Source organism: Granulicella sp. L60 (assembly GCF_009765825.1).
In the GTDB taxonomy this organism is placed as follows: Bacteria; Acidobacteriota; Terriglobia; order Terriglobales; family Acidobacteriaceae; genus Edaphobacter.
Genome location: NZ_LMUR01000018.1, coordinates 137,190 through 158,754, shown reverse-complemented (window position 1 = coordinate 158,754; position 21,565 = coordinate 137,190). Strand labels below are relative to the sequence as shown.

Sequence of the window (21,565 nt, the reverse complement as noted above, 5' to 3'; positions counted from 1 at the left end):
CCCTCTTCTTACGCATGTCCCCTTTCAGGAACTCCCCCATCCGCCCCCACCCCCCCCAACAGCAGCGCCCCCGCCTGCGACACGCTCCCCGCGCCCAGCGTCAAAATCACATCCCCCGCCCTCGCCTCCTTCACCAGCGCCTCCACCCCATCCGCTACCGAAGCCGCATACTCCACCCGGCCTCCGCCCTTCGCCCGAATCGCCTTCACCAGCGCCTGCGCGTCCACACCCTCCATCGGCTGCTCGCTCGCCGCATAGATATCCAGCACCTGCACCGTATCCGCGTCCTGAAACGCCCCCGCAAACTCCGCCATCAGATCCCTCGTCCGTGTAAACCGATGCGGCTGAAACAGCACATGCACCCGCCCATACCCGCACTCCTGCGCCGCCCGCAGCGTCGCCAGAATCTCCGTCGGATGATGCCCATAGTCATCCACCACCGTCACCCCGCGCACCTCGCCCTTGATCTGAAATCTCCGATCCACCCCGCGAAAGCTCTCCAATCCCGCCGCAATCTGATCCGGCGCCACCCCTAGCTGCACCCCAACCGCCACCGCCGCCGCCGCGTTCAGCACATTATGCCGCCCCGGCACATGCAGCCGAAACGTCCCCAGCACCAGCCCCTTGTAGTTCACCGCAAAGTGCGAGTGGCAACCCTCCTCCTTCGCCAGCATCTCCACGCGAAAGTCCGCATCCACACTCTCGCCGTACGTATAAACCCTCCGCCTCACCCGCGGCAGCACCGAGCGCAGCAGCGAATTATCCACGCAAGCCGTCGTCGCCCCATAGAACGGCAGCCGATCCATAAACTCCACAAACGCCCCCTCCACATCCTCCATATCCCGATAGCAGTCCATATGCTCGCGATCCAGATTCGTCACCACCGCCAGCACCGGCGACAGCTTCAAAAATGAGCGGTCGCTCTCATCCGCCTCCGCCACCAGATACTGCGAGTTCCCCAGCCGCGCATTCGACCCCAGCGCATTCACCCGGCCACCCACCACCACCGTCGGATCCAGCCCACCCCCCTGCAACACCGCCGCCACCATGCTCGTCGTCGTCGTCTTCCCATGCATCCCCGCCACGGCGATCCCGTACTTCAGCCGCATCAACTCCGCCAGCATCTCCGCCCGCTGGATCACCGGAATCTTCCGCGCCTTTGCCTCCACCACCTCCGGATTGTCCTTCGCCACCGCCGAACTCGTCACCACCACATCGCTCGCCGCCGCGTTACTCGCCGCATGGCCCTCAAAGATCCGCGCCCCCATCCCCAGCAGCCGATCCGTCACCGCACTCCGTCTCAGGTCGCTGCCCGAGACCGAGTACCCCATCGTCAGCAGAATCTCCGCGATCCCGCTCATCCCAATGCCGCCGATCCCAATAAAATGAATCCGCTGCGACGGCGCAAACAAAAAGTGCCCTGGCACAAACATACGTACGTCTCTCTTCTCTTCGATCTCTTTAGATAAACTTCTCGGAAACTCCCAGCACAAAACCCGTCCAGCCGCGCCAGAACGAGTCAAAACGCTAATCGGAACGATAATCTTCCACTTTATCAGCCAAACCACCCACTCGCAGACACCCGAAACAGACCGCTCATGCCCCAAAATTCCCGTCACCGCGCAGGCAACCACCTGCAAGCCCGAAATCACCAGCTACCATCCACCTTCGTGCAACAATTAGGCCGCACCCGTGTCTAATCAACTGAGCTCCTGATTGGGCAGAAAAAGTCCCGCAGAGAACAGCCCCCAGGAACTCATCCTCACTCTCCTCGAACTCCGGGCAACAAAGCAGAACCGGACAAACGAAGGCTGAGCAGGAAGGTCACTTTATGACGTCCCCCTTCAAAAACTCGATCGGCACCGCAGCCATCGTCTCCTCTCTTCTGCTTGCTTCTCTCTTCGCCCAGGCGCAGAACCAGAACCCCGGCGGCGAGAACAACGGCCAGTACGTCTCGCCGCCCGCGCCCGCATCCGACCCCAACGCCAGCCAGTACGGAGCCCCCACCGGAGATCCCAACGCCGGTCAATACGGTCAACCGGGCCAGCCCGGACAGTATGGCCAGCAGCAAGGCCAGCCTGGCCAATACGGAGCGCCCACCGGCGACCCCAACGCCGGCCAGTACGGCCCACCCCCCGCAGGCCAATACGGCCAGCAGGACGGAGCCTACCCCATGCAGAATGGCGCCCCCAGCGGCATCCAGCAGCCCCCCCCACCCATCCCTGACTACGATCAGCCACCCGCCCCCGCCGACGGTGACATCTGGACCCCCGGCTACTGGGCATGGTCCGGCGAAGGCTACGAGTGGGTCCCCGGCGCATGGGTCACCGCACCCTACTCCGGAGCCCTCTACACCCCCGGCTACTGGGGCTACAACGACGGCTACTTCTGGAACGCCGGCTACTGGGGCCCGGTCGTCGGCTACTACGGCGGCATCAACTACGGCTTCGGCTACTTCGGCATCGGCTTCTACGGCGGATACTGGGGCGGCGGACGCTTCTGGTACAACCGCGCCTACTGCAACCTGGGATTCCACGGCGGCTACGGCTATAACCGCTCCTACAGCGGCTACTCCGGACGTCCCGGCGGCGCAAGCTTCGTCCATGCCAACAGCTACGCCGGAAACCACGGCTACGGCGGCGCAGGCGGCTACAACAGCGTTCGCGGCTCAGCCATCAACGGCCGCAGCTACGCCCAAAACAACGTAGCCCACGCCTCCTATAACGGAGCGAACGGAGCGGCCCACTACAACGGATCCAGCAACTACAACGCAAGCAACTCCGGCACCCGCAGCTACGCCCAGCCAAGCCAGGGTGGCCAGTCTCACTACAGCGCCCCCAGCGGCAACTACGGCGGCGCACACCCCAGCAGCGCTCCCAGCGCCCCGGCAGGCGGAGGCGGCTACCACGGCGGCGGTGGAAGCGCCGGCGCAGGCGCATCCCACGGCGGCGGCGGTAGCGGTGGCGGACACCGCTAACCCACCACCAACTAACCACCATGAACCAGCAAAAAGACACAAAAAGGGCTGAGGATCTCTCCTCAGCCCTTTCCTCATAATTACCCACCCGCTCCCACCGACCCCACAGCTCAAACCACAGCTACAACCATCCCTCACAGTCGCAGATGCCGCTGCTGCTGCCATTTGCCATTGCAGTTGTAATTGCCGTTGCCGTTGCAATTGTTTGTTCTCTTGTTTGTCATCCCGCAGGGGATCTGCGGTTGTTGCCGTTGCCGTTATCGCTGCCGCTGCCGTTGCCTGTCCTTTTGTTTGTCATCCCGCAGAATCTGCTGTTGCATTTGCCCTTAAGGTACAGCGAGGCTTTAGCCTCGCGTCTAAAACCCCTCCACTCTGCCGAAGGCCGAAGCGAAGGCAAAGCCGAAGCGACTAAATATTGCCTTTGTTGTTGCAATTGCCCTTTGTCGTTGCGGTTGCGGTTCTTTGCCTTCTGGTTTGTCATCCCACAGGGATCTGCTGTTGCCTTTGCCCTTGAGATAGAGCGAGGCTTCAGCCTCGCGTCTAAACCCAACCCCCAAGCCCCTCCACTCTACCGAAGGCCGGAGCAAAAGGCGAAGCCGAAGCGACTACATATTGCCTTCGCCGTTGCCTGTCCTCCTCAAACCCGCCCAAACCCTGTCAACCCCCAAACCCACCAAAACCCGCGCCAAACGCGAACATTAGCATTGCGTACTAGTTACCTTCCATCCGCTAGAATAGAACTAGAGATAAAAAAGCCCCGGCAAACGCCGGGGCTTTCCCATTAACCACCTAACCCATTTAGAAAGAAATATTTACCCGAAACCCCTTTGATATGAATATTTTACAAACGCCGAAAATCGCAAGCCAATGAAAATAAATCGCTTAGCCACACCCACCCCCCAGGGGGAGGGATACCCCCAAAAACCCTCCACTCAACCCCCACCAATCCCCCGAACCATCTCCCCAATCACCCTTACCGCCTCCGGATGCGCCAGCTCCCGAGCCCTCTGCCCCATCTCCACCAGCCTCCCCGGACGCAGCAAAAGCACCGACAAGTCCCCAAGCAGCAACTCCTCCATCCCCTCATCCGAATCCTGCACCCGCAACTCCGCCGCCCCAGCCCGTGCGAAGACCTCCGCATTCTTCATCTGGTGATCGTCCGCAGCCCCCGGAAAAGGCACCAGCACCGCCGGCCTCCCCGCCGCCGCCAGCTCCGCTACCGTACTCGCGCCGCTCCGACACAGAATCAGGTCGGCATCCGCGAATCGCCTCGGCATATCGTCCAGATACGCCGCCACTGTCCAACGAGAGGCATCCGCACCGCTCACCCGATACGCCTCCTCGGTCGACTCCGCCTGTCCCTTGCCCGTCTGGTGCAGAATCGTCAACCCAGGAACATACTCCAGCAACCGCCGCACCACCCGCGGCATCACCTGGTTGAACACCCGCGCACCCTGACTCCCGCCAAACACCAGCAACCGCCGAGGCATCGCCCGTCCCCCCTCAGCAGAAACATCAGCAGACAATAGCCCAATCTCAAAGAACTCCTGCCGCACCGGAATCCCAGTCACCCGAGCCCCACGAAAGTAGCTCGTCGTCTCCTCGAAGTTCACCGCCGCAGCCGTCACCCATCGACCCACCAGACGGTTCGCCAGCCCCGGCACCGCATTCGGCTCAAACGCCAGCGTCGGAACCCGCAACAAAATAGCCGCCATCATCGCCGGTCCCGAAGCATACCCGCCAACTCCCACCACAACATCCGGCCTGAAACTCCGCACCAGCTCCACGCACCGCATCACGCCCAACGGAAGATCCGCCACCGTCCGTAGCCGCGTCGCCAGGCTCACATTCTTCAACTGCCCCACCCGAATCAACTCCAGCGGAAACCCAGCCTCGGGCACCAGCCTCGTCTCCAACCCACGCGCCGTGCCTACAAAACGCACCTCGGCCCCATGCGCATCCCGCAGCTCCCGCGCAATCGCCAGCGCCGGAATCACATGGCCGCCCGTCCCGCCACCCGCAATCAGAACCCGCAATCCCGCCACTTCAATCGATCTCTCGCGTAATGTTCAGCAACACACCCATACCCGCCAGCGTAATAAAGATCGAAGTCCCACCATCCGAGATAAACGGCAGCGGAATTCCCTTCGTCGGCAGCAACGCCAGCACCACGCTCATGTTGAAAAAAGCCTGAATCAAGATCGCACTCGTCAGACCGAACGCGAGAAACCGCGCAAACGGATCGGTCGAAAGGAACGCCGCGCGAAACCCTCGATAACCCAGCGCCACAAACAGTCCAACCACCACCAGCGCGCCAATCAGTCCAAGCTCCTCGCAGATATTCGCGAAGATGAAGTCCGTCTGAACCTCAGGCAGATAGAACAGCTTCTGCCGTCCCTCCATCAGCCCCAGCCCGCGAATCCCACCCGTTCCGACCGCAATCAGCGACTGCAGGATATGGAATCCAGTTCCCCTCGGATCCGCCTCCGGATTGACGAACGCCAGCATCCGGTCCCGCCGGAACTTCACATGGAACAGCATGTAATACATCACCGGCGAAGCCAGCGCAGCGCCGATCGCGAAGTAGCGCGTCCGTGCCCCCGCCAGATACAGCATTAACGCCGTCACCGCCATGCACACCATGGCCGTGCCCAGGTCCGGTTCCTTCAAAATCAAAGCCGCAAACACCAGCGGCACAGCAAACGCCCTCAGAATCGTGCCCTTCCAATCGTCCATCAGGTGAATCCGCGTCTGCAAAAAGTAAGCCAGAAAGAGTACGAGCACCGGCTTAGCCAGCTCCGAAGGCTGCAGCGTCACACCCGCCAGACGAATCCAGCGATGCGCTCCGTTCATACCGCTCATCGCAAACACGCCGATCAACAGCAGCGTCGTCACCGCGACGACCGGAAACACCACCCGAGGATTGTTATAGTTGCGGTAGTCCACCCGCATCAGCCCAACCATCGTCACCAGTCCAAGCACCGCCAGCAGCGCCTGCCTCATCACGTAGGAGTACGGAGATCCCATACTCGCCTGCGCCATCACCGCCGAAGCCGAAAACACCATCACCAGCCCAAACAGCACCAGCAGCAACACCACTCCGAAGAGCCACTTGTCCACCCCTACTCTCTTCGCCATGTCGTCACTTCCCGCTTCTCTGCTGCCTGCTTAATGGAGTTCGTTCACCAACTGCCGAAATACCTGGCCGCGCTGCTCATAGTTCTCAAACTGATCGAAGCTCGAGCACGCCGGAGATAGCAGCACAACATCGCCAATCGTCGCGCCCTTCGCAGCCTCTGCAACGGCCGTCTGCAGCGTCTCCGCTGCAACTATCTTTACGACTCCCTGCAGCTGTCGCCCAATCTTTTCCGCAGCCGAACCAATGGTGTAAACAACCTTCACCCGCTCCCGCAGCAGCGCAGCCATCAATCCGTAGTCCGAGTCCTTGTCCTTCCCTCCAAGAATCAGGTGAATGCCTCCCGCAAACGAAGCCACCGCCTTCATAGCCGCATCGACGTTGGTAGCCTTCGAGTCGTTATAAAACTCGACACCATTCACCACCTTCACCAGCTCCAACCGATGCTCCACCGCCTTGAAGCTCGCGACCGAAGCGCGGATACTCTCCGCCGGAACTTTCGCGAGCCTCGCCGCGCACACCGCCGCAAGCACATTCTCGATGTTGTGCGCGCCCTTCAAATGCACCTCAGACACCGGCAGCACAGGCTCCGTAACTCCATTCTCCTTCTCCACCCACACGATCACGCCGTCCCGCACAAACGTTCCTCGCCGAACCGCCTTCGTGCCGCTGAACCAGAACACATCGCTCTTCGCCCTGGCCGCACACATCTGCGTCACGCGATCGTCCGCGTTCAATACCAGGAAGTCTCCCGGCCCCTGCCTCGCGAAGATCCTCTCCTTCGCCGCCACATAGCTCTCAAAGCTATGATGCCGATCGAGATGGTCCGGCGTAATATTCAGAATCGCCGCGATGCGTGGATGAAACTCTTCCACCGTCTCCAGCTGAAAGCTCGATACTTCCAGCACATTCACCGTCTCCGGAGTACTCTTCGCCACCAGTTCAATCACTGGCAGCCCAATATTCCCGCCCACCTGCGTCGGTACACCTGCATCGGCAAAGATCTTCCCCAGCAGGGAAGTCGTCGTCGTCTTTCCATTCGCTCCCGTGATCGCCACCACCTGTCCCCGCAGATATCGGCTCGCCAACTCCAGCTCTCCAATCACGGGCAGCCCGAACGCAACCACCTGCTTCACCTCGGGCGTATCCATCGGCACGCCCGGCGACACCACAATCAGGTCCTGCCGCCGAAACGTCAGCAGCCCATGGCCGCCGGACTCCACCATGATCCCAGCTTCAAGCAACGCAGGAATCTCCTTCGCCAATGCCACCGCGCTGCGCGTATCACTCACCGTCACCCGCGCACCCTGCGCACGCAGAAACATCGCGGCGGATAAGCCAGACTTCCCCAGCCCCACCACCAGCACCCGTTTGTTCTTCAAATCCATCATCCCTTCACCCTCTCATCGCAGCTTCAAGGTAGTCAACGCAAACAGGGCAAATACCAGTGCCAAAATCCAGAACCGCGCAATCACCTTCGACTCCGACCAACCCATCAGTTCAAAGTGATGGTGCAGCGGAGCCATCTTGAAGATTCGTTTCCCATTGCGCAGCTTATAGCTTCCCACCTGCAGCATCACGCTCAAGGCCTCAAGAATAAATACTCCACCAATAAACGGCAGCAGCAGCTCCTGCTTGATCACCACCGCCACCGTCCCAATCGCCCCTCCCAGCGCAAGGCTCCCCACATCCCCCATAAAGATCTCCGCCGGATGAGCGTTATACCAAAGGAACCCAATGCTCGCTCCCACCATCGACCCGCAAAATACCGTCAGCTCGCTCACCATCGGCATACGCTGCAGCTCCAGATAATCGGAGAACACCACGTGGCCGCTTACATAGGTCAGCACCGTCAACGCGCCGGCCGCAATAATCGTGCACCCAATCGCGAGCCCATCCAGTCCATCCGTCAGATTCACAGCATTACTCGCGCCAGCGATCACCACCATCACGAAGACGATGAACGGCACAAACACCAGCCAGTGCATATGCGGAATATGCCCCATCCACTCCCACACCAGGTCCGGCCGAAAGCGCTTCGCAAACGGAACCATCAAGCGTGTCGAATAAGCGCCCCGCATATCCATCACCACCAGCGCAACCGCCACCGCGCCGCTCGCCACAAACTGCAAACCCAGCTTCGCCCTGGCCGTCAGCCCCTGATTCTGCCGATGCACCACCTTGATGTAATCGTCCGCAAATCCAATCGCCCCAAACGCCAGTGTCGACAGCATCACCAGCCACACATAGGGATTCGACAGATCCGACCACAGCAGCGTCGGCACCAGAATCGAGATGCAGATCAGCACCCCGCCCATCGTGGGCGTCCCACTCTTCTTTTGGTGTGACTCCGGACCCTCCTCACGAATGTACTGCCCGATCTGAAACTCACGCAGCTTCTCAATCACGTAAGGCCCGATCAGCAGACCGATCAACAGTGCCGTCAGGCTGGCAAACACAGTACGAAACGTGAGATAGCGGAAGATGCGGAACAGTCGAAAATAAGGAAAAAGCTTTTGATAAAGCAGCCAATAGAGCAAAACGTCTCCGCCTTGTCCCCCGCAGCTTACGTCAGATTTTTGCCGCGGGATCAGGGGCTATCTTAACAGCCCCCTGCTTATTTCTCTGTGGTTATCTCAACAGCGAACCAACCCGAGCTACCGTATACCCGCGAACTCTACGTCACAGCCCACTCTCGAGCGCGAAGCAGAGCGCATCTGCCGCCATCGCAAGCTCAAAGGCCAGATGAATATCATCGTCGATATCCTCCGCCTGCCGCAGCAACTCCTCTGTCACAGGAAACAGATCCTTGCCCTTTCCCCGTTCCCCATCCTTGACAGCCTCCAGCCTGCCGCCAACCTCTGCGACCAGACGCGCAAGCCGCTCCTGCCCCGGTTCCGACACCTTTTGCCTGTGCTTCGCCCGAGCCTCGTACAACCCGCCCATCGCCAGATGTTCCGCCGCCTTCAGCACGCCGATCGCCCGCAGAATAAACCGCTCTCCCTCATCCCCATCGGAGGCCTTGCGATACAACTTTACCCCGCGCCCCAGCAGATCCCGCAGGTCCTCTCCCGTTCCCTTCTCCATCAGCGAGATCACCGCCGAAGCCCGCTGCATATGATGAAACGCCGTCATCAATCCAAGCTGATCTGCACGTATGGATCCCACACCGGATTGCTTCTTCCCCACATGCTTCGCAGCCTTGGCGACATGCTTCTTAGCCGCGTGTTTCGCCACGTGCTTTTTCGCAACATGCTTAGCCGCCTTCTTCGCATGCTTCTTCGGCGCCGATCCGGCCTTCTCAATCGCCTCGCCTCTGCCCGCCAACTCTTTCTTTCCGCTGCGTACGATGTCGTTTGCCATAGCTATCTAGGACGCCTCCTTCACACAAAACGTTATCGAGTAACCTCACCAACCAACGTCAAAGCACGCTCCAGCCGAACTCCGCGAGACGCCTTCAACAACACCGCGTCCCCAGCACGCACATTCTCAAGCAACCATTCTCCTGCCTCCATGGCATCTTGCACAAATAGCGCCTCCGTCCCACCCACCCGCGCCGCGCTCACAAACGACTCCGCCACACCCCGCACCCCCACCACCACATCCACCCCACGCTCCGCCATCCTAGCCCCACAGGCCCGATGCAGCGCGTCCGCTCCATCACCAAGCTCCAGCATCTCTCCCGCCACAACGATGTGCCGCTCTGCCGGCATCGCCATCAGTGCGTCCACCATCGCATCCAGCGCCTGCGGATTCGAATTGTAACAATCGTTAATCAGCACCGCTCCACGCCACTCCAGCACCTCGCCACGCTTATCGCCTGCCCGCAGCCCGCCCAACGCCGTCGCGCACTCGGCCAGCCCCATCTCACTCTGCAGACCTACCGCAATCGCCGCCAGCGCATTCGGAACGTTATGCCGACCCAACATCTGCAACTGCACGCTGGCCCGCTCTCCATGCACCTCCACAGTAAAGATCAGACCTTCAGCACCCATCTCCGCAATATGAACCGCCCGCACCTCAGCGCCCGCACCCATGCCATAAAACACCCTACGCACTTCAAGCCCCGTCCCAAATAACGAAACATGCGGATCGTCAAAGTTCAACACCGCAAATCCATCCACCGGCAATGCCTTAATCAACTCACGCTTAGCCCGCGCAATCCCCTCAACTCCATCCGGGAAAAACTCCAGATGCACCGCTGCAACGTTCGTCACCACCCCCCAGTCCGGATCCGCAATCTTAGCCAACGCCGCAATCTCCCCGGCATGGTTCATGCCCATCTCGATCACCGCAACCTCATGCTCTCGCTCCAGCTTCAACAGTTGCAGCGGCAGACCAAACCCGTTATTCAAATTCCCCGCGGACTTCAGCACCTTGAACTTCGAACCCAGAACCTGCGCCACCGCCTCCTTCGTGGTCGTCTTACCCGCAGATCCAGTCACGCCGATCACCCGCCCACCCCACTCCCGCCGCACCGCATGCGCCAACTGCTGCAACGCACGCAACACGCAGTCTTCCCCATCGGCCACCCGCAGCAGCCGAGTCTCATCCACCTCCGACGGCACCACCCAGCGATTGCTCACCACCGCAGCCACCGCACCATTCGCCAACGCCGCCTGCACATACTCATGCCCGTCGAACCGCTCACCTCGCACCGCGAAGAACAGCTCTCCCGCACCAATCGTCCGCGAATCGATCGCATATCCAATCGCCTCGGCCGTCGTATCGAACTCACCATCCGCATGAATCCAATCCGCAATCCGCCCTAATGCCAGCTTCATTCCAAACCCTCATTCTTCCCTTGCTACAAATCCCGATACTCAAACATCGCTTCAGCACACGTGCATCTGCGTCTCAATCTACTCCAACTCGCGCAGCACCCCGGCAGCCACCGCAACATCATCAAACGGCACCGTTCCATCCCGCGAAATCTGCACCTTCTCATGTCCCTTGCCCGCAAGCAGCACAATATCTCCAGCCCGCGCCGCACGAATCGCAATCGCAATCGCCCCTGCCCGATCCTCCTCCACAATGCAGTCCGTTCCCGTCTCGCGCACCCCTACCAGCGCTTCCTCAATAATCGTCATCGGATCTTCGCTCCGTGGATTATCGCTCGTCAGCACCACCAGATCGCATCCCTCACCCGCAGCCCGGCCCATCCGCGGACGCTTCGTCTTATCCCGATCGCCACCGCACCCGAACAAAGTAATCACCCTGCCGCCACGCCCCTCCACCAACTCCCGCGCCAACGCAATCAAATTCCGCAGAGCATCCTCGGTATGCGCATAGTCCACCACCACCGTCACACCGTTCGTCGAAGGCACCACCTCGAACCGCCCCGGCACCTGCATCCCCGCAGCTGCACCAGCGACAATCTCCTCCAGCGTCAGACCCCGCGCAAGCGCCGCACACGACGCCGCCAGCAGGTTGTACACATTCACACGCCCCGTCAACGACGAGCGAATCAGCGCGTCCCCATGCGGTGTCTTGAAGATAAACTGCGTTTCACCCGCACCCAGCCTCACCTCCTCCGCCCTGTACTCCCCACTCTCCAACCCATACGCCATCATCTGAGATCGCAGCCGCATATCCAACAGCCGCCTTCCATACCCATCATCTCCATTGATCACAGCCACGCGCGGCGGCGCAGCTCCCACCCCTTCAAACAGCCTCGCCTTCGCCAGAAAATACCGCTCCATCGTCCCATGAAAATCAAGATGATCCTGCGTAAGATTCGTAAACATCGCGACATCCACAGGAATCCCCCACACCCGCTCCTGCTCCAGCGCATGCGACGACATCTCCATCACCGCCTCCGTCGCGCCCGCCCTCACGCCATCGGCAAAGATCTCCAGCACATCGCGCGACTCCGGCGTCGTATGCGGAGACACCCGCACCTCCATCCCCACATGCGTCTCAATCGTTCCAATCAGCACCGAAGTTCTTCCCACACTGCGCAACAGTGCCTCCAGCAGAAAGGCCGTCGTCGTCTTCCCATTCGTCCCCGTCACCGCACTCAGCGCTAGCCTCCGCTCAGGATGCCCCATCACCGTGGCGCTCACCTCAGCCAGCGCACGCCGCCCATGCGTCACCAACGCAGCCGGCAGATCCGGCCACTCCCTCCTCAGGCGCTCATACGCCTCCCGCGAGTCCGTCACCACCGCCGCCGCACCCTGCGCCACTCCAGCCTCTAGATAGCGATTTCCATCCGTCGTCTCACCCCGCATCGCGACAAACACATCACCACGCCCCACCCGGCGCGAATCGTACTGCACACCCGCAACCTCAACCGGCGCGCCAACGCACTCGATCGCGCTCAACTCCGCACATACTTTCTTCCAATTCATATCTGTGATGCTAGCTGAGAGTGCACCCTCCCGCATTCGAATGCCTACCGGGAGAACCGCACGACAACCTCGGTCCCCGCAGGCACCATCGTCCCCGCTGCAGGCACCTGCTCCCTCGCCAGTCCACTCCCTACCACCTGCACACGCAACCCAGCCGCGTCAGCCCGTTCCACGACGCCGCGCAACCCAGCGCCTTCAAACGATGGCACCGGCACATGCAGTCCCGCATCCACCACCACCCCCGAATCCGTCTTCTGTACCGCAGGCAGAGGCTTCGGCTTCAGCAAACTCGCAGAAGCGCTATCGTCACTCGACATCGCCCCTCCGCTCGTCTTGAACGCCGCCAACACCTTCGCCGGAAGCATATCCATCACACTGTTCTTCTTCTCCGCCGACATCACAGGAGCCGCCTTCACAGGAGCCGCCGCCCTCTCCTCGTCAACCGCAGCCGTCGCCCCAGGCGGAGTATTCGCGGAGGCCCGCAGCGGATCATCCGCAGGCAGATTATTCACATCGTCGAACATCGCCGTCAGGTCCGCCGTACTCTCGGATGGACCATCGCTCGCCAGATCCTTCTTCGCAACCAGCATCTCTTTGGCCGTCTTCACCGGCTGATCGTGCGGCACACCAAGATACTCCAGCACCTGCTGCGCCACATCCGCAAACACCGGAGCGCTCGTCGCACCGCCGTAGTGCTGCACCTCGCCGCCAGCCGTAGGCGTATCAATCACCACAGCAACCGAGATAGCCGGATTACTCACCGGCGCAAATCCCGCAAAGCTCGCCACCAGCTTCGTATGTGAATAAGTATGAGTCGCCGGATCGATCTTCTGCGCCGTTCCCGTCTTACCCGCAGAACTATAACCATTCAGCGCTGCCGACTTACCCGTACCCTCGGTAACAATACCCTTCATCATCATCCGCATCTTCGCGGAGGTCATCTCCGAGATCACCCTGTGCGCCCCGTCCGGCAACGTCGTCGGCAACTCGTTCGAAGGACGAAACGCCGCTGGCTTCAATCGAGGATCGCCCTTCATCTCATCTGTCGATTGCAGCAGCACATGCGGCGGCATGTACACGCCTCCGTTCGCAATCGTCGATACCATCGACACCAGCTGCACCGGCGTAACGCCTATCTCCTGTCCGATCGCCATGGAGAGGATACTCGTCGCCCCCCACCTCTTCGGATTGCGCAGCAACCCACGCGTCTCGCTCGGCAACTCAATCCCCGAGCGCTCGCCAAAGCCAAACCCCTTCATGTAGTCATAGAACTTTTGATTCCCCAACTTCAACGCCATCTTCGCCGCGCCCACGTCGCTCGAGTGCTCCAACGCGTACTGCACCGTCACCACTCCAAAGTGGTCGCTCCTGTCATCGTGGAGCGTACGTCCGAACATCGTCATCGCCCCATTCTGGCAGTCCACCAAATCCGTCGGCTGCACGCCCGCCGCATCCAGCGCCGCAGAGTACGTCACCAGCTTGAACGTCGATCCCGGCTCATACACATCGCTCACCGCCAGGTTCGTCAGCGACCCCGCATCCATATGACGGGAGTCGTTCGGATTGAAGCGCGGCGAAACGGCCAGTGCCAGAACCTGTCCCGTATGCGGGTCCTGCACCACCACCGTCCCGTGCAGCGCCTTCATCTTCTCGACCTGCGCATCCAGCGCGCGCTCGGCGATGTACTGAATATTCGCGTCGATCGACAGCACCAGATTCTCGCCCGGCATCGGCTGACTCTCTTCGCTGCCCAGCACGTGCCGCTTTGCATCGAGCGCCGTCAGCATATGCCCAGGCTCTCCATGCATATCCTCATCAAACTGCCGCTCCAACCCACCCAGCCCAATATCGTCCGTACCCACATACCCCAGCACCTGCGCCGCTAGGTCGTTGTTCGGATAGAACCGCTTGAACTCCTTCTGAAAATAAACACCCTTCAGATTCAGCTCGCGCAGCCGGTCAGCCATCTGCGGCTCGATCTTCCGCGCCACCCACGCAAAGTTTCTCGAAGCGTTGAACCGCGCCAGCATCTGCTGCTGCGACGTAAAGTTATCCCTCGGATCAGCATGAACAATCTCGGCCAGAATCTCCGCCGTACTCGCGCGGTTCTCTCCAAGCTCCGACGGCACCGCGTACACGCTATCCACCTGCACCGTCACCGCAAGCTCGCGCAGGTTGCGGTCGTACAGCATGCCCCTCCGCGGAGCCACCTCAAACGTCCTCTGCTGCTGCATCGCCGCCCGATGAACGAAATCCGAATGACGCACCACCTGCAGCCACCCCAGCCGCATCGCGATCACTACCGTCCACGCACAAAAGAAAAGCGCCACGTACGCAAAACGGATCCTCCGAATCGGAGCGGTCAACGTCTGCCGTGGCGCCTTATCCATTTCCATCCCTGCTTATCTGTATTGTTGCTGCTGATTTTTCCGCTCAGACTCTCCGTCGGACCCTGTAACTAAAACTTTAGCTTACTGAACGATCTGCAACCCCGGAACGCTAGCCTGCGCGACCACCGGAGCGTTCGGATCGCCGCCCTCAGGCCGCACCACCTGCCCAGGCTGAGGCGCATCCAGCCCAAGCTGCTTCGCAATCTTGTCGATCCGGCCCGGATCCGTCAGTTGGGCCTCCGACAGCCGAAGCTGCCGATTCGCCTCACGCAGCTGCTCCACCTGCTGCTTCTGCGCCTCAACGTGATAGCCAATCTCAATCGCCGAAAAGTGCTGCCACACATAGACCATCACCAGCACAAACAACACGCTCATCACCGCGGTAAACGTGCGCATCTCGCGACGGCGCTCCGGATCGTCCGCCTTCACAATGCGGCTGTTATCAATGTGCTTGGTGAAAAAAACCTCGGGAGTCGGGCCACGACGAGCACGCCGCTGCGCCTCGTACAGCTCGCGATTCCTCACCGCCAGCGACTCCGTACGGCTTCGCGGCTGCACCCGCGAGCCCATCATCTCCATCTGCTCTCCTGCCATCGCCGAAGCTGCCATCGCGCACCTCACTTCTCTTAACCTGCTCAGAGATCACCTGAGCGAAACTTGTGCCACTCTCCTCGAAGCGTACGAACCGGGCCGGGGTCGCTATGGGAGGAGGGGACTTGTAGTTCAAAGTTGTCTTTCGCCTGAAAGAAGGTGGGACAACCCCGGCCCGATCACTTGTTCTCTCTCTGTACTTGCCTGCGCAACCCAAAGAGAATCTTGTACCTAAACTTTTTCTGCCGCCCGCATCTTTGCACTTCGCGATCGCGGGTTTCTCATCTGTTCCTGCTCCGCCGCAACCACCGGCTTCTTCGTCAAAACCTCAAATACCTTCGCGTCCTTCGCCGCCTTGAACGCATCCTTGACCAGCCGGTCTTCCAAAGAGTGGAAGCTGATCAACACCAGCCTTCCTCCCGGCTTCAGCAGAGACCCCGCGCTCTTCAGCAGCGATTGAATCTCTCCCAACTCGTTATTCACTCGAATCCGAAGCGCCTGGAAAGTTCGTGTTGCCGGGTGAATCTTCTCGCCTTTCATTGGTGGGGCCTCGGCCGATACGATTCGAGCCAACTCTGCTGTAGTCGTAATCGGCCGGGCCCTAACAATGGCTCTGGCGATTCTCCGCGACCTCCTTTCCTCTCCGAATTCGTAAATCAGGTCGGCGAGTTCGTTCTCGTCTTCCTGATTTACCACTTGCTCGGCCGTCTCCCCGCTGCGCGTATCCATCCGCATATCTAACGGGCCATCGGTCCGAAAACTAAATCCTCTGTGCGCCTCGTCCAGCTGCAGGCTGCTCACGCCAAAGTCCGCAAGCAAACCATCCAGGCTCCCCGGCTCAATTACGCTTGCCGCCTCGGAGAACGCCTTGGCGATATACACCACCTCCGGCATCTCCGCTCCAAGCTCAGCCTTCAACTCTTCAAGCCTTGCTTTAGCCTTCGCCATCGCCTCCGGGTCCCGGTCAAAGCCAATCAACTTGCCCCTGCCACCCAGCCTCTTCGCTATCTCAGAAGAGTGCCCCGCCAGACCCAGCGTCGCGTCAACCACCACGCCGCCCGGCCGCACATTCAGATACTCCAAAACTTCGTCTAAAAGAACCGGCACATGTTGCGGACTCTTCATCTCACCGCCTCTGTGCTGCCCCTGGGGGCCTCCGTGCACTTGCTAAGCAACAATCTTTGTCTTCTCTGCGAACGCCATCAGATCAGCGTCCGTCAGCTCAACCGCTCCACTGGCCTTCTTCATCTCGGCGTCGAACAGCTCTGCATTCACAACCTCCAGCAGCGTCTGCGACCCCAGAACATTCACATCGCCCGTCACCTTCGCCAACTCCCGCAGCTTCTGCGGAATCAGCAACCGGCCCTGCGCGTCCATCTCTGCCATCTGTCCGTAGAAGTTCGTTACGTCCTGAAACTTCTTCCGAACCGGATCCATCGGGGACATCTTCGCCAGCGATGCCTCGATCTGCTCCCACTCCTTCAACGGGTAAACCTGCGCCCGCTTCCCATCCATGCTCGTTATGTAGAACTGCGGCCCATACAACTCATCCACCCGGCGCTTGAACTCAGCCGGCATCTTCAGCCGACCCTTTTCGTCCACGCGTGTTGGGTGATTTCCGCGAAACATAACAACCTCGATACCCTGCCCGACTCAACCTTGGTTCAAAACCGCTTCCGCGTCGTAAAATCTTGCATCAGGAGTTCATATTGCTCCAAAAAACTCCAAAATCTTCTACTTCGCTCCACCAGCATCGCCGAGCGCCCTCACCCTGTAAAGGGTTATTTTGTGCAACTAATGTGCAATTCCCATATTGGATTGTGGAAAACTCAGCAAGTTGGGCAATCAAGATCGATAGCCACAACCTGTAGTGTTAGCGGATCTGGTTCATAGCTTCTGGGCTACTTGCAGCATCCGAATCTATCTGCTAAAGCGAAACAAAGGCGAAAGTGTCAATTCGCCCCCAGCAACCTCTTCCGCCGCAGAAACCATACCAGGTACCAGAGTACACCGAGGTTGATCAAAAACAGACTCGCGCGGAACCAATCCGGGCGTCTGACAATCTCATACATCTCCCACGGCAAGAAGGAGATCGTCAGAATCAGCGTCAGATACTCCGCCCACACCTTCTCCATCAACAGCCCGCAGCCCTCCGTCAGCGCCAGCGCGGAGTAAGCAAACGTCGCCACGCTGATCTGCCGCAGCCGGTGAGCATCGATCAGGTCCACCTTATCCAGCAGCAGCGCAACGAACCGGCTCTCCGGATCGAACCTCAGCCGCACCGCGAGCCGCGTCACCTCGTCTCCCAAATCTTTGTGCAGCAGATGAATCGCGCCCGCGCCAATACAGAAGAAGAAGATCGCCTTCGCCAGTTTGAAGAGACCAATCAGCAACAGGCCATGGTCATGCGAAGCATGCGCCGCACCGTGCTCCCCCGTTGGCGGCAATACCGAACTGTCACTGAAATCAATTGCCATAGGCTGACCTTCAGTTGACGGGGTACCGCGATAATTGTCAACGCCTTCGACTAGGTCCCTGCGTCCAGCTCCTGCCTTCACCTCATCAACAATCCCCGCAGCGATTATGCCTTCACGATCAATCCCCAACGACCACTCCACGAAAGAAGATTCTCGCGTCATCCAACACGCTGGAGCAATCCAGTCGTTGCAGGGCGACGTAGATGCTAGTGAGTGACCTGACAGGAAGCAATACTCACAGACCTCTCGAACCACAAAGGATAACCATCATGAAGAAGACTTTCGTTGCAGCCATCGCCGTAGCTACCTTGGTTCTCTCCTCTCTCAGCGCCCACGCACAGAAAGATCCCGATGTAGGCGGCGCCGCCATGTACCCCAGCAAGACCATCGTCGAGAACGCAGTCAACTCGCCGATCCACAAGACCCTCGTCGCCGCCGTCAAGGCAGCCGGCCTGGTCGATACCCTCAACAGCGCCGGCCCCTTCACGGTCTTCGCGCCTACCGACGACGCCTTCGCCAAGCTCCCCGCGGGCACCGTCGATACCCTCGTCAAGCCCGAGAACAAAGACACCCTCGTCAAGATCCTCACCTACCACGTCGTAGCCGGAAAGATCAGCTCCAAAGAACTCGTGAAGATGATCAAGAAGGGCGGCGGCAAGGCCACTCTTAAGACAGTTCAGGGCGAAGACCTCACCGCAACCATGGCAGACGGCAAGATCATGCTCACCGACGCCAAAGGCAGCATGGCCACCATCACCACGGCAGATGTCTTCCAATCCAACGGTGTCATCCACGTCATCGACACCGTTCTGATGCCCAACTAAGTGTCTCCCTCACCTGGGCGTCCTGTCACCGGGGCGCCCAGTTTTTTTGATTAATAATATTTGCCACTAATTTAGTTACATTCATCATGTAAGCGCCAAAATTTTCACCGCACTCGGTATTTTCTCCAATTGCAACACGCCACACGTATAACCAATCCAACCCCTATGCACTTCACCTTCGACTCCGAGCAGTGGCTCCCCTATCCTGTCGAACTGGTCTTCGCCTTCTTCGCCAACCCCGAAAATCTTCCCCGCCTCATGCCGCCCTGGCAGAAGGCCCGCATCGAAGAGGCCGCCTTCGCCCCGCCACCACCCCGCCCATCTCCAACACTGCGGTCATACCCCCAAAGCATCGCCGCCGGCTCCGGCACCCGCATGACCATCAGCTTCCGTCCATTCCCCTACTCTCCCATCCGCCTTCCATGGGAGGCCGAGATCGCCGAGTTCGTCTGGAACGATCACTTCTGCGACCATCAACTCCGCGGCCCCTTCGCCTACTGGCACCACTGCCACACCGTGCGCCCGGAGACCCGCACCAGCGCCTTCGGCACCCCCATCGCAGGCACCCTCCTCGCCGATCACGTGGACTATGAGCCGCCAATGGGCAGACTAGGCAACATCGCCAACCGCATCTTCTTAGCGCGCCAGCTCAGCAGCACCTTCACCTACCGCCACAACCGCACCGCCGAACTCCTCGCCACCATCGACCCACGTTCCTAGCGCAGCGAGCAGCTCTAAAACATCTGCTTTTGTGATCGCCCAAGGCTTTAGCCTTGGGTCTCTTAGCCTCGCGAAAATGGGGCTTCAGCCCCTGAGATATGCCATTCTGCCTGCTACCAACGAACCCCAGGCAACGCGAATCGGCTCGCCAGACGCGATCTACCTCTGTTAGTGCTTCGCCAACACATGGTCGATCATCCTGCTCAGGTAAGGCCGCGCCTTCTCCAGCGCCGCCTCCGCCGTCAGGCCATACTTCTCCCGCAGCGACTCCACCTTCCCGTGCTCGATAAACTCATCCGGCCATCCCACCCGAACCACCGGCACCTGAATCTCCAGATCGCTCAGCGTCTCCATCACCGCCGACCCAAACCCGCCGGCCAGCACATGATCCTCCAGCGTAATCACCAGGCCGCATCGCCTTCCAAACTCCTCCACGCAGCCACGGTCGATCGGCTTCGCAAATCGCGGATTGATCACCGCCGCCGCAAAACCCTCACTCTCCAGCATCGTGGCCATCCGCTCCGCCTCAGGCAGCATCGCGCCCAGCCCAAAGATCGCAACCTCCGCCCGCTTCGAGTCCCGCACCACCTCAGCCTTGCCAATCTCCAGCGCCACCGGCTGCTCCTTCACCGCAACCCCCGGCCCAGTTCCACGCGGATACCGTATCGCACTCGGCCCTTCATGCAGCATCGCCGTATACATCATGTCCGCCAGCTCATCCTCATCCTTCGGCACCATGTGGATCAGGTTCGGCACACTCCGCAGATAGCTGATGTCGAACAGCCCATGGTGCGTCGGCCCATCGTCTCCGCTCAACCCGCCGCGATCCATGCAGAACACCACCGGCAGATTCTGCAGGCATACATCATGCACAATCTGGTCGAACGCCCGCTGCAAAAACGTCGAGTAAATCGCGCAGAACGGCTTGTACCCCTTCGTCGCCATGCCCGCGGCAAAGATCACCGCATGCTCCTCCGCAATCCCCACGTCGAAGTACCGCTTCGGATGATACGGCCGGAACAGATCCAGCGCCGTCCCATTCGGCATCGCCGCCGTAATCGCGACTACCTTCTCGTTCCCGTCCGCCAGCTTCGTCAACGTCTCGGCAAATATCTCCGAATACGTCTTCTGCCCCGTCGGCTTCGTCTCGCCCGTCTGCGCGTCATACGGCCCCAGCCCATGAAACTTCTTCTGCATCGCAATCGCCGGCTCGAAGCCTCGGCCCTTCTGCGTAATCGCATGCAGCACCACCGGCCTGTTCTGCTGCTTCAGAAATTTAAACGTCTCAATCAGCAGCGGCAGGTTATGTCCGTCGATCGGCCCGAAGTAGTTCAGCCCGAACTCCTCGAACAGCATGCCCGGCCCAATCAAACCCTTCGCCGCCTCTTCCGCCTTGCGCGCCACATGCGCAACTGCCTTGCCGCCAAACCGCTCCAGCAATCCCGCAGCCCGGTTATGCAAACTCGAGATCGTAGGATTCGTCACAATCTTGTGGAAGTACTCCGCAATCGCTCCAACGTTCTTATCGATCGACCATGCGTTATCGTTCAACACCACAATCAGCCGCTTCGTCTGCGCAGCAATATTATTCAGCGCCTCAAACGAGATCCCATTCGTAAACGCCGCATCCCCAGCCAGCGCGACGATATGTTCCTTCCCGCCCGACATATCCCGCGCCACCGCCATCCCCAGCGCCGCACTCAGCGCCGTCCCGGCATGTCCCGCGCCATAGCTGTCATGCTCGCTCTCGGTGCGCAGCATAAATCCATTCAGCCCACCCGGCTGACGAATCGTATGAAACATCTTCTCGCGCCCGGTCAGCAGCTTATGCACATATGCCTGGTGGCTCACGTCGAAGACAAAGCTGTCCGTCGGCGTATCGAACACATAGTGCATCGCCAGCGTCAGCTCGACCACACCAAGGTTCGGCCCGATATGTCCGCCCGTCTTAGAAACGCCGACGATCAACCGCGCCCGTATCTCCTCGGCCAACTGGGTCAGCTCCGAAATCGTCAGCTTTTTAACATCGGCGGGAGATTGAATCGCCTCAAGAAAGTTGCTCATCTAAACCTGTTCTGCAGTCGAGCGGCCAATCGCCCG

General features: G+C 59.9%; 17 protein-coding genes. 3 read left to right on the top strand and 14 right to left on the bottom strand.

Annotated elements, in window-relative coordinates:
* Positions 1 to 8: 8 nt before the first annotated feature.
* Entirely contained in the window at positions 9 to 1,433 is a 1,425-nt protein-coding gene (murC, locus tag GSQ82_RS11060) for a UDP-N-acetylmuramate--L-alanine ligase (RefSeq protein ID WP_158792355.1), read from the bottom strand.
* Positions 1,434 to 1,831: 398 nt separating this feature from the next.
* On the opposite strand from murC, the gene GSQ82_RS24735 reads away from it, so the two are divergent.
* A complete protein-coding gene (locus GSQ82_RS24735; RefSeq protein ID WP_254061582.1) occupies positions 1,832 to 2,977 on the top strand; it encodes a YXWGXW repeat-containing protein in 1,146 nt (381 codons plus the stop codon).
* A 932-nt stretch (positions 2,978 to 3,909) separates the two neighbouring features.
* Here GSQ82_RS24735 and murG read toward each other — a convergent pair.
* The 12 genes from murG to GSQ82_RS10995 form a co-directional block, all read right to left on the bottom strand.
* Positions 3,910 to 5,013: an undecaprenyldiphospho-muramoylpentapeptide beta-N-acetylglucosaminyltransferase gene (murG, locus tag GSQ82_RS11050; protein ID WP_158793622.1), complete on the bottom strand. Its 1,104-nt coding sequence runs from the start codon at positions 5,011 to 5,013 to the stop codon at positions 3,910 to 3,912.
* Between the two features lie 10 nt (positions 5,014 to 5,023).
* Complete coding sequence (gene ftsW / locus GSQ82_RS11045; RefSeq protein ID WP_158792354.1) at positions 5,024 to 6,115, bottom strand: putative lipid II flippase FtsW; 1,092 nt, start codon at positions 6,113 to 6,115, stop codon at positions 5,024 to 5,026.
* Between the two features lie 30 nt (positions 6,116 to 6,145).
* Positions 6,146 to 7,501: a UDP-N-acetylmuramoyl-L-alanine--D-glutamate ligase gene (gene murD / locus GSQ82_RS11040; protein WP_158793621.1), complete on the bottom strand. Its 1,356-nt coding sequence runs from the start codon at positions 7,499 to 7,501 to the stop codon at positions 6,146 to 6,148.
* A 15-nt stretch (positions 7,502 to 7,516) separates the two neighbouring features.
* The gene (mraY, locus tag GSQ82_RS11035; protein ID WP_158792353.1) at positions 7,517 to 8,653 is read right to left on the bottom strand and encodes a phospho-N-acetylmuramoyl-pentapeptide-transferase; all 1,137 of its coding nucleotides are present in this window, start codon (positions 8,651 to 8,653) and stop codon (positions 7,517 to 7,519) included.
* Positions 8,654 to 8,795: 142 nt separating this feature from the next.
* A complete protein-coding gene (locus GSQ82_RS11030) occupies positions 8,796 to 9,476 on the bottom strand; it encodes a hypothetical protein (protein WP_158792352.1) in 681 nt (226 codons plus the stop codon).
* A 32-nt stretch (positions 9,477 to 9,508) separates the two neighbouring features.
* Complete coding sequence (murF, locus tag GSQ82_RS11025) at positions 9,509 to 10,897, bottom strand: UDP-N-acetylmuramoyl-tripeptide--D-alanyl-D-alanine ligase (RefSeq protein WP_158792351.1); 1,389 nt, start codon at positions 10,895 to 10,897, stop codon at positions 9,509 to 9,511.
* Between the two features lie 78 nt (positions 10,898 to 10,975).
* Positions 10,976 to 12,463 (bottom strand): UDP-N-acetylmuramoyl-L-alanyl-D-glutamate--2,6-diaminopimelate ligase, encoded by a 1,488-nt coding sequence (locus tag GSQ82_RS11020; protein WP_158792350.1) that lies wholly within the window; start codon positions 12,461 to 12,463, stop codon positions 10,976 to 10,978.
* Between the two features lie 44 nt (positions 12,464 to 12,507).
* The gene (locus tag GSQ82_RS11015) at positions 12,508 to 14,853 is read right to left on the bottom strand and encodes a penicillin-binding protein (protein WP_158792349.1); all 2,346 of its coding nucleotides are present in this window, start codon (positions 14,851 to 14,853) and stop codon (positions 12,508 to 12,510) included.
* 81 nt (positions 14,854 to 14,934) lie between these two features.
* Positions 14,935 to 15,462 carry a cell division protein FtsL gene (locus tag GSQ82_RS11010; RefSeq protein WP_158792348.1) on the bottom strand — a complete coding sequence of 176 codons (528 nt, stop codon included), beginning with the start codon at positions 15,460 to 15,462 and terminating at the stop codon, positions 14,935 to 14,937.
* A gap of 213 nt (positions 15,463 to 15,675) precedes the next feature.
* Complete coding sequence (rsmH, locus tag GSQ82_RS11005; protein ID WP_158792347.1) at positions 15,676 to 16,569, bottom strand: 16S rRNA (cytosine(1402)-N(4))-methyltransferase RsmH; 894 nt, start codon at positions 16,567 to 16,569, stop codon at positions 15,676 to 15,678.
* Positions 16,570 to 16,611: 42 nt separating this feature from the next.
* Positions 16,612 to 17,073: a division/cell wall cluster transcriptional repressor MraZ gene (locus GSQ82_RS11000; protein WP_158792346.1), complete on the bottom strand. Its 462-nt coding sequence runs from the start codon at positions 17,071 to 17,073 to the stop codon at positions 16,612 to 16,614.
* Positions 17,074 to 17,396: 323 nt separating this feature from the next.
* Positions 17,397 to 17,921, bottom strand: coding sequence for a DUF2127 domain-containing protein (locus GSQ82_RS10995; protein ID WP_158792345.1), 525 nt, complete (start codon positions 17,919 to 17,921; stop codon positions 17,397 to 17,399).
* Positions 17,922 to 18,190: 269 nt separating this feature from the next.
* Here GSQ82_RS10995 and GSQ82_RS10990 point away from each other — a divergent pair, with 269 nt between their 5' ends.
* Positions 18,191 to 18,745, top strand: a complete 555-nt coding sequence (locus GSQ82_RS10990; protein ID WP_158792344.1) for a fasciclin domain-containing protein — start codon at positions 18,191 to 18,193, stop codon at positions 18,743 to 18,745.
* A gap of 165 nt (positions 18,746 to 18,910) precedes the next feature.
* On the top strand, positions 18,911 to 19,465 hold the full coding sequence (locus tag GSQ82_RS10985; protein WP_158792343.1) for an SRPBCC family protein: 555 nt from the start codon (positions 18,911 to 18,913) through the stop codon (positions 19,463 to 19,465).
* Positions 19,466 to 19,633: 168 nt separating this feature from the next.
* Here GSQ82_RS10985 and dxs read toward each other — a convergent pair whose 3' ends face one another.
* A complete protein-coding gene (dxs, locus tag GSQ82_RS10980; protein ID WP_158792342.1) occupies positions 19,634 to 21,529 on the bottom strand; it encodes a 1-deoxy-D-xylulose-5-phosphate synthase in 1,896 nt (631 codons plus the stop codon).
* Positions 21,530 to 21,565: the final 36 nt, after the last annotated feature.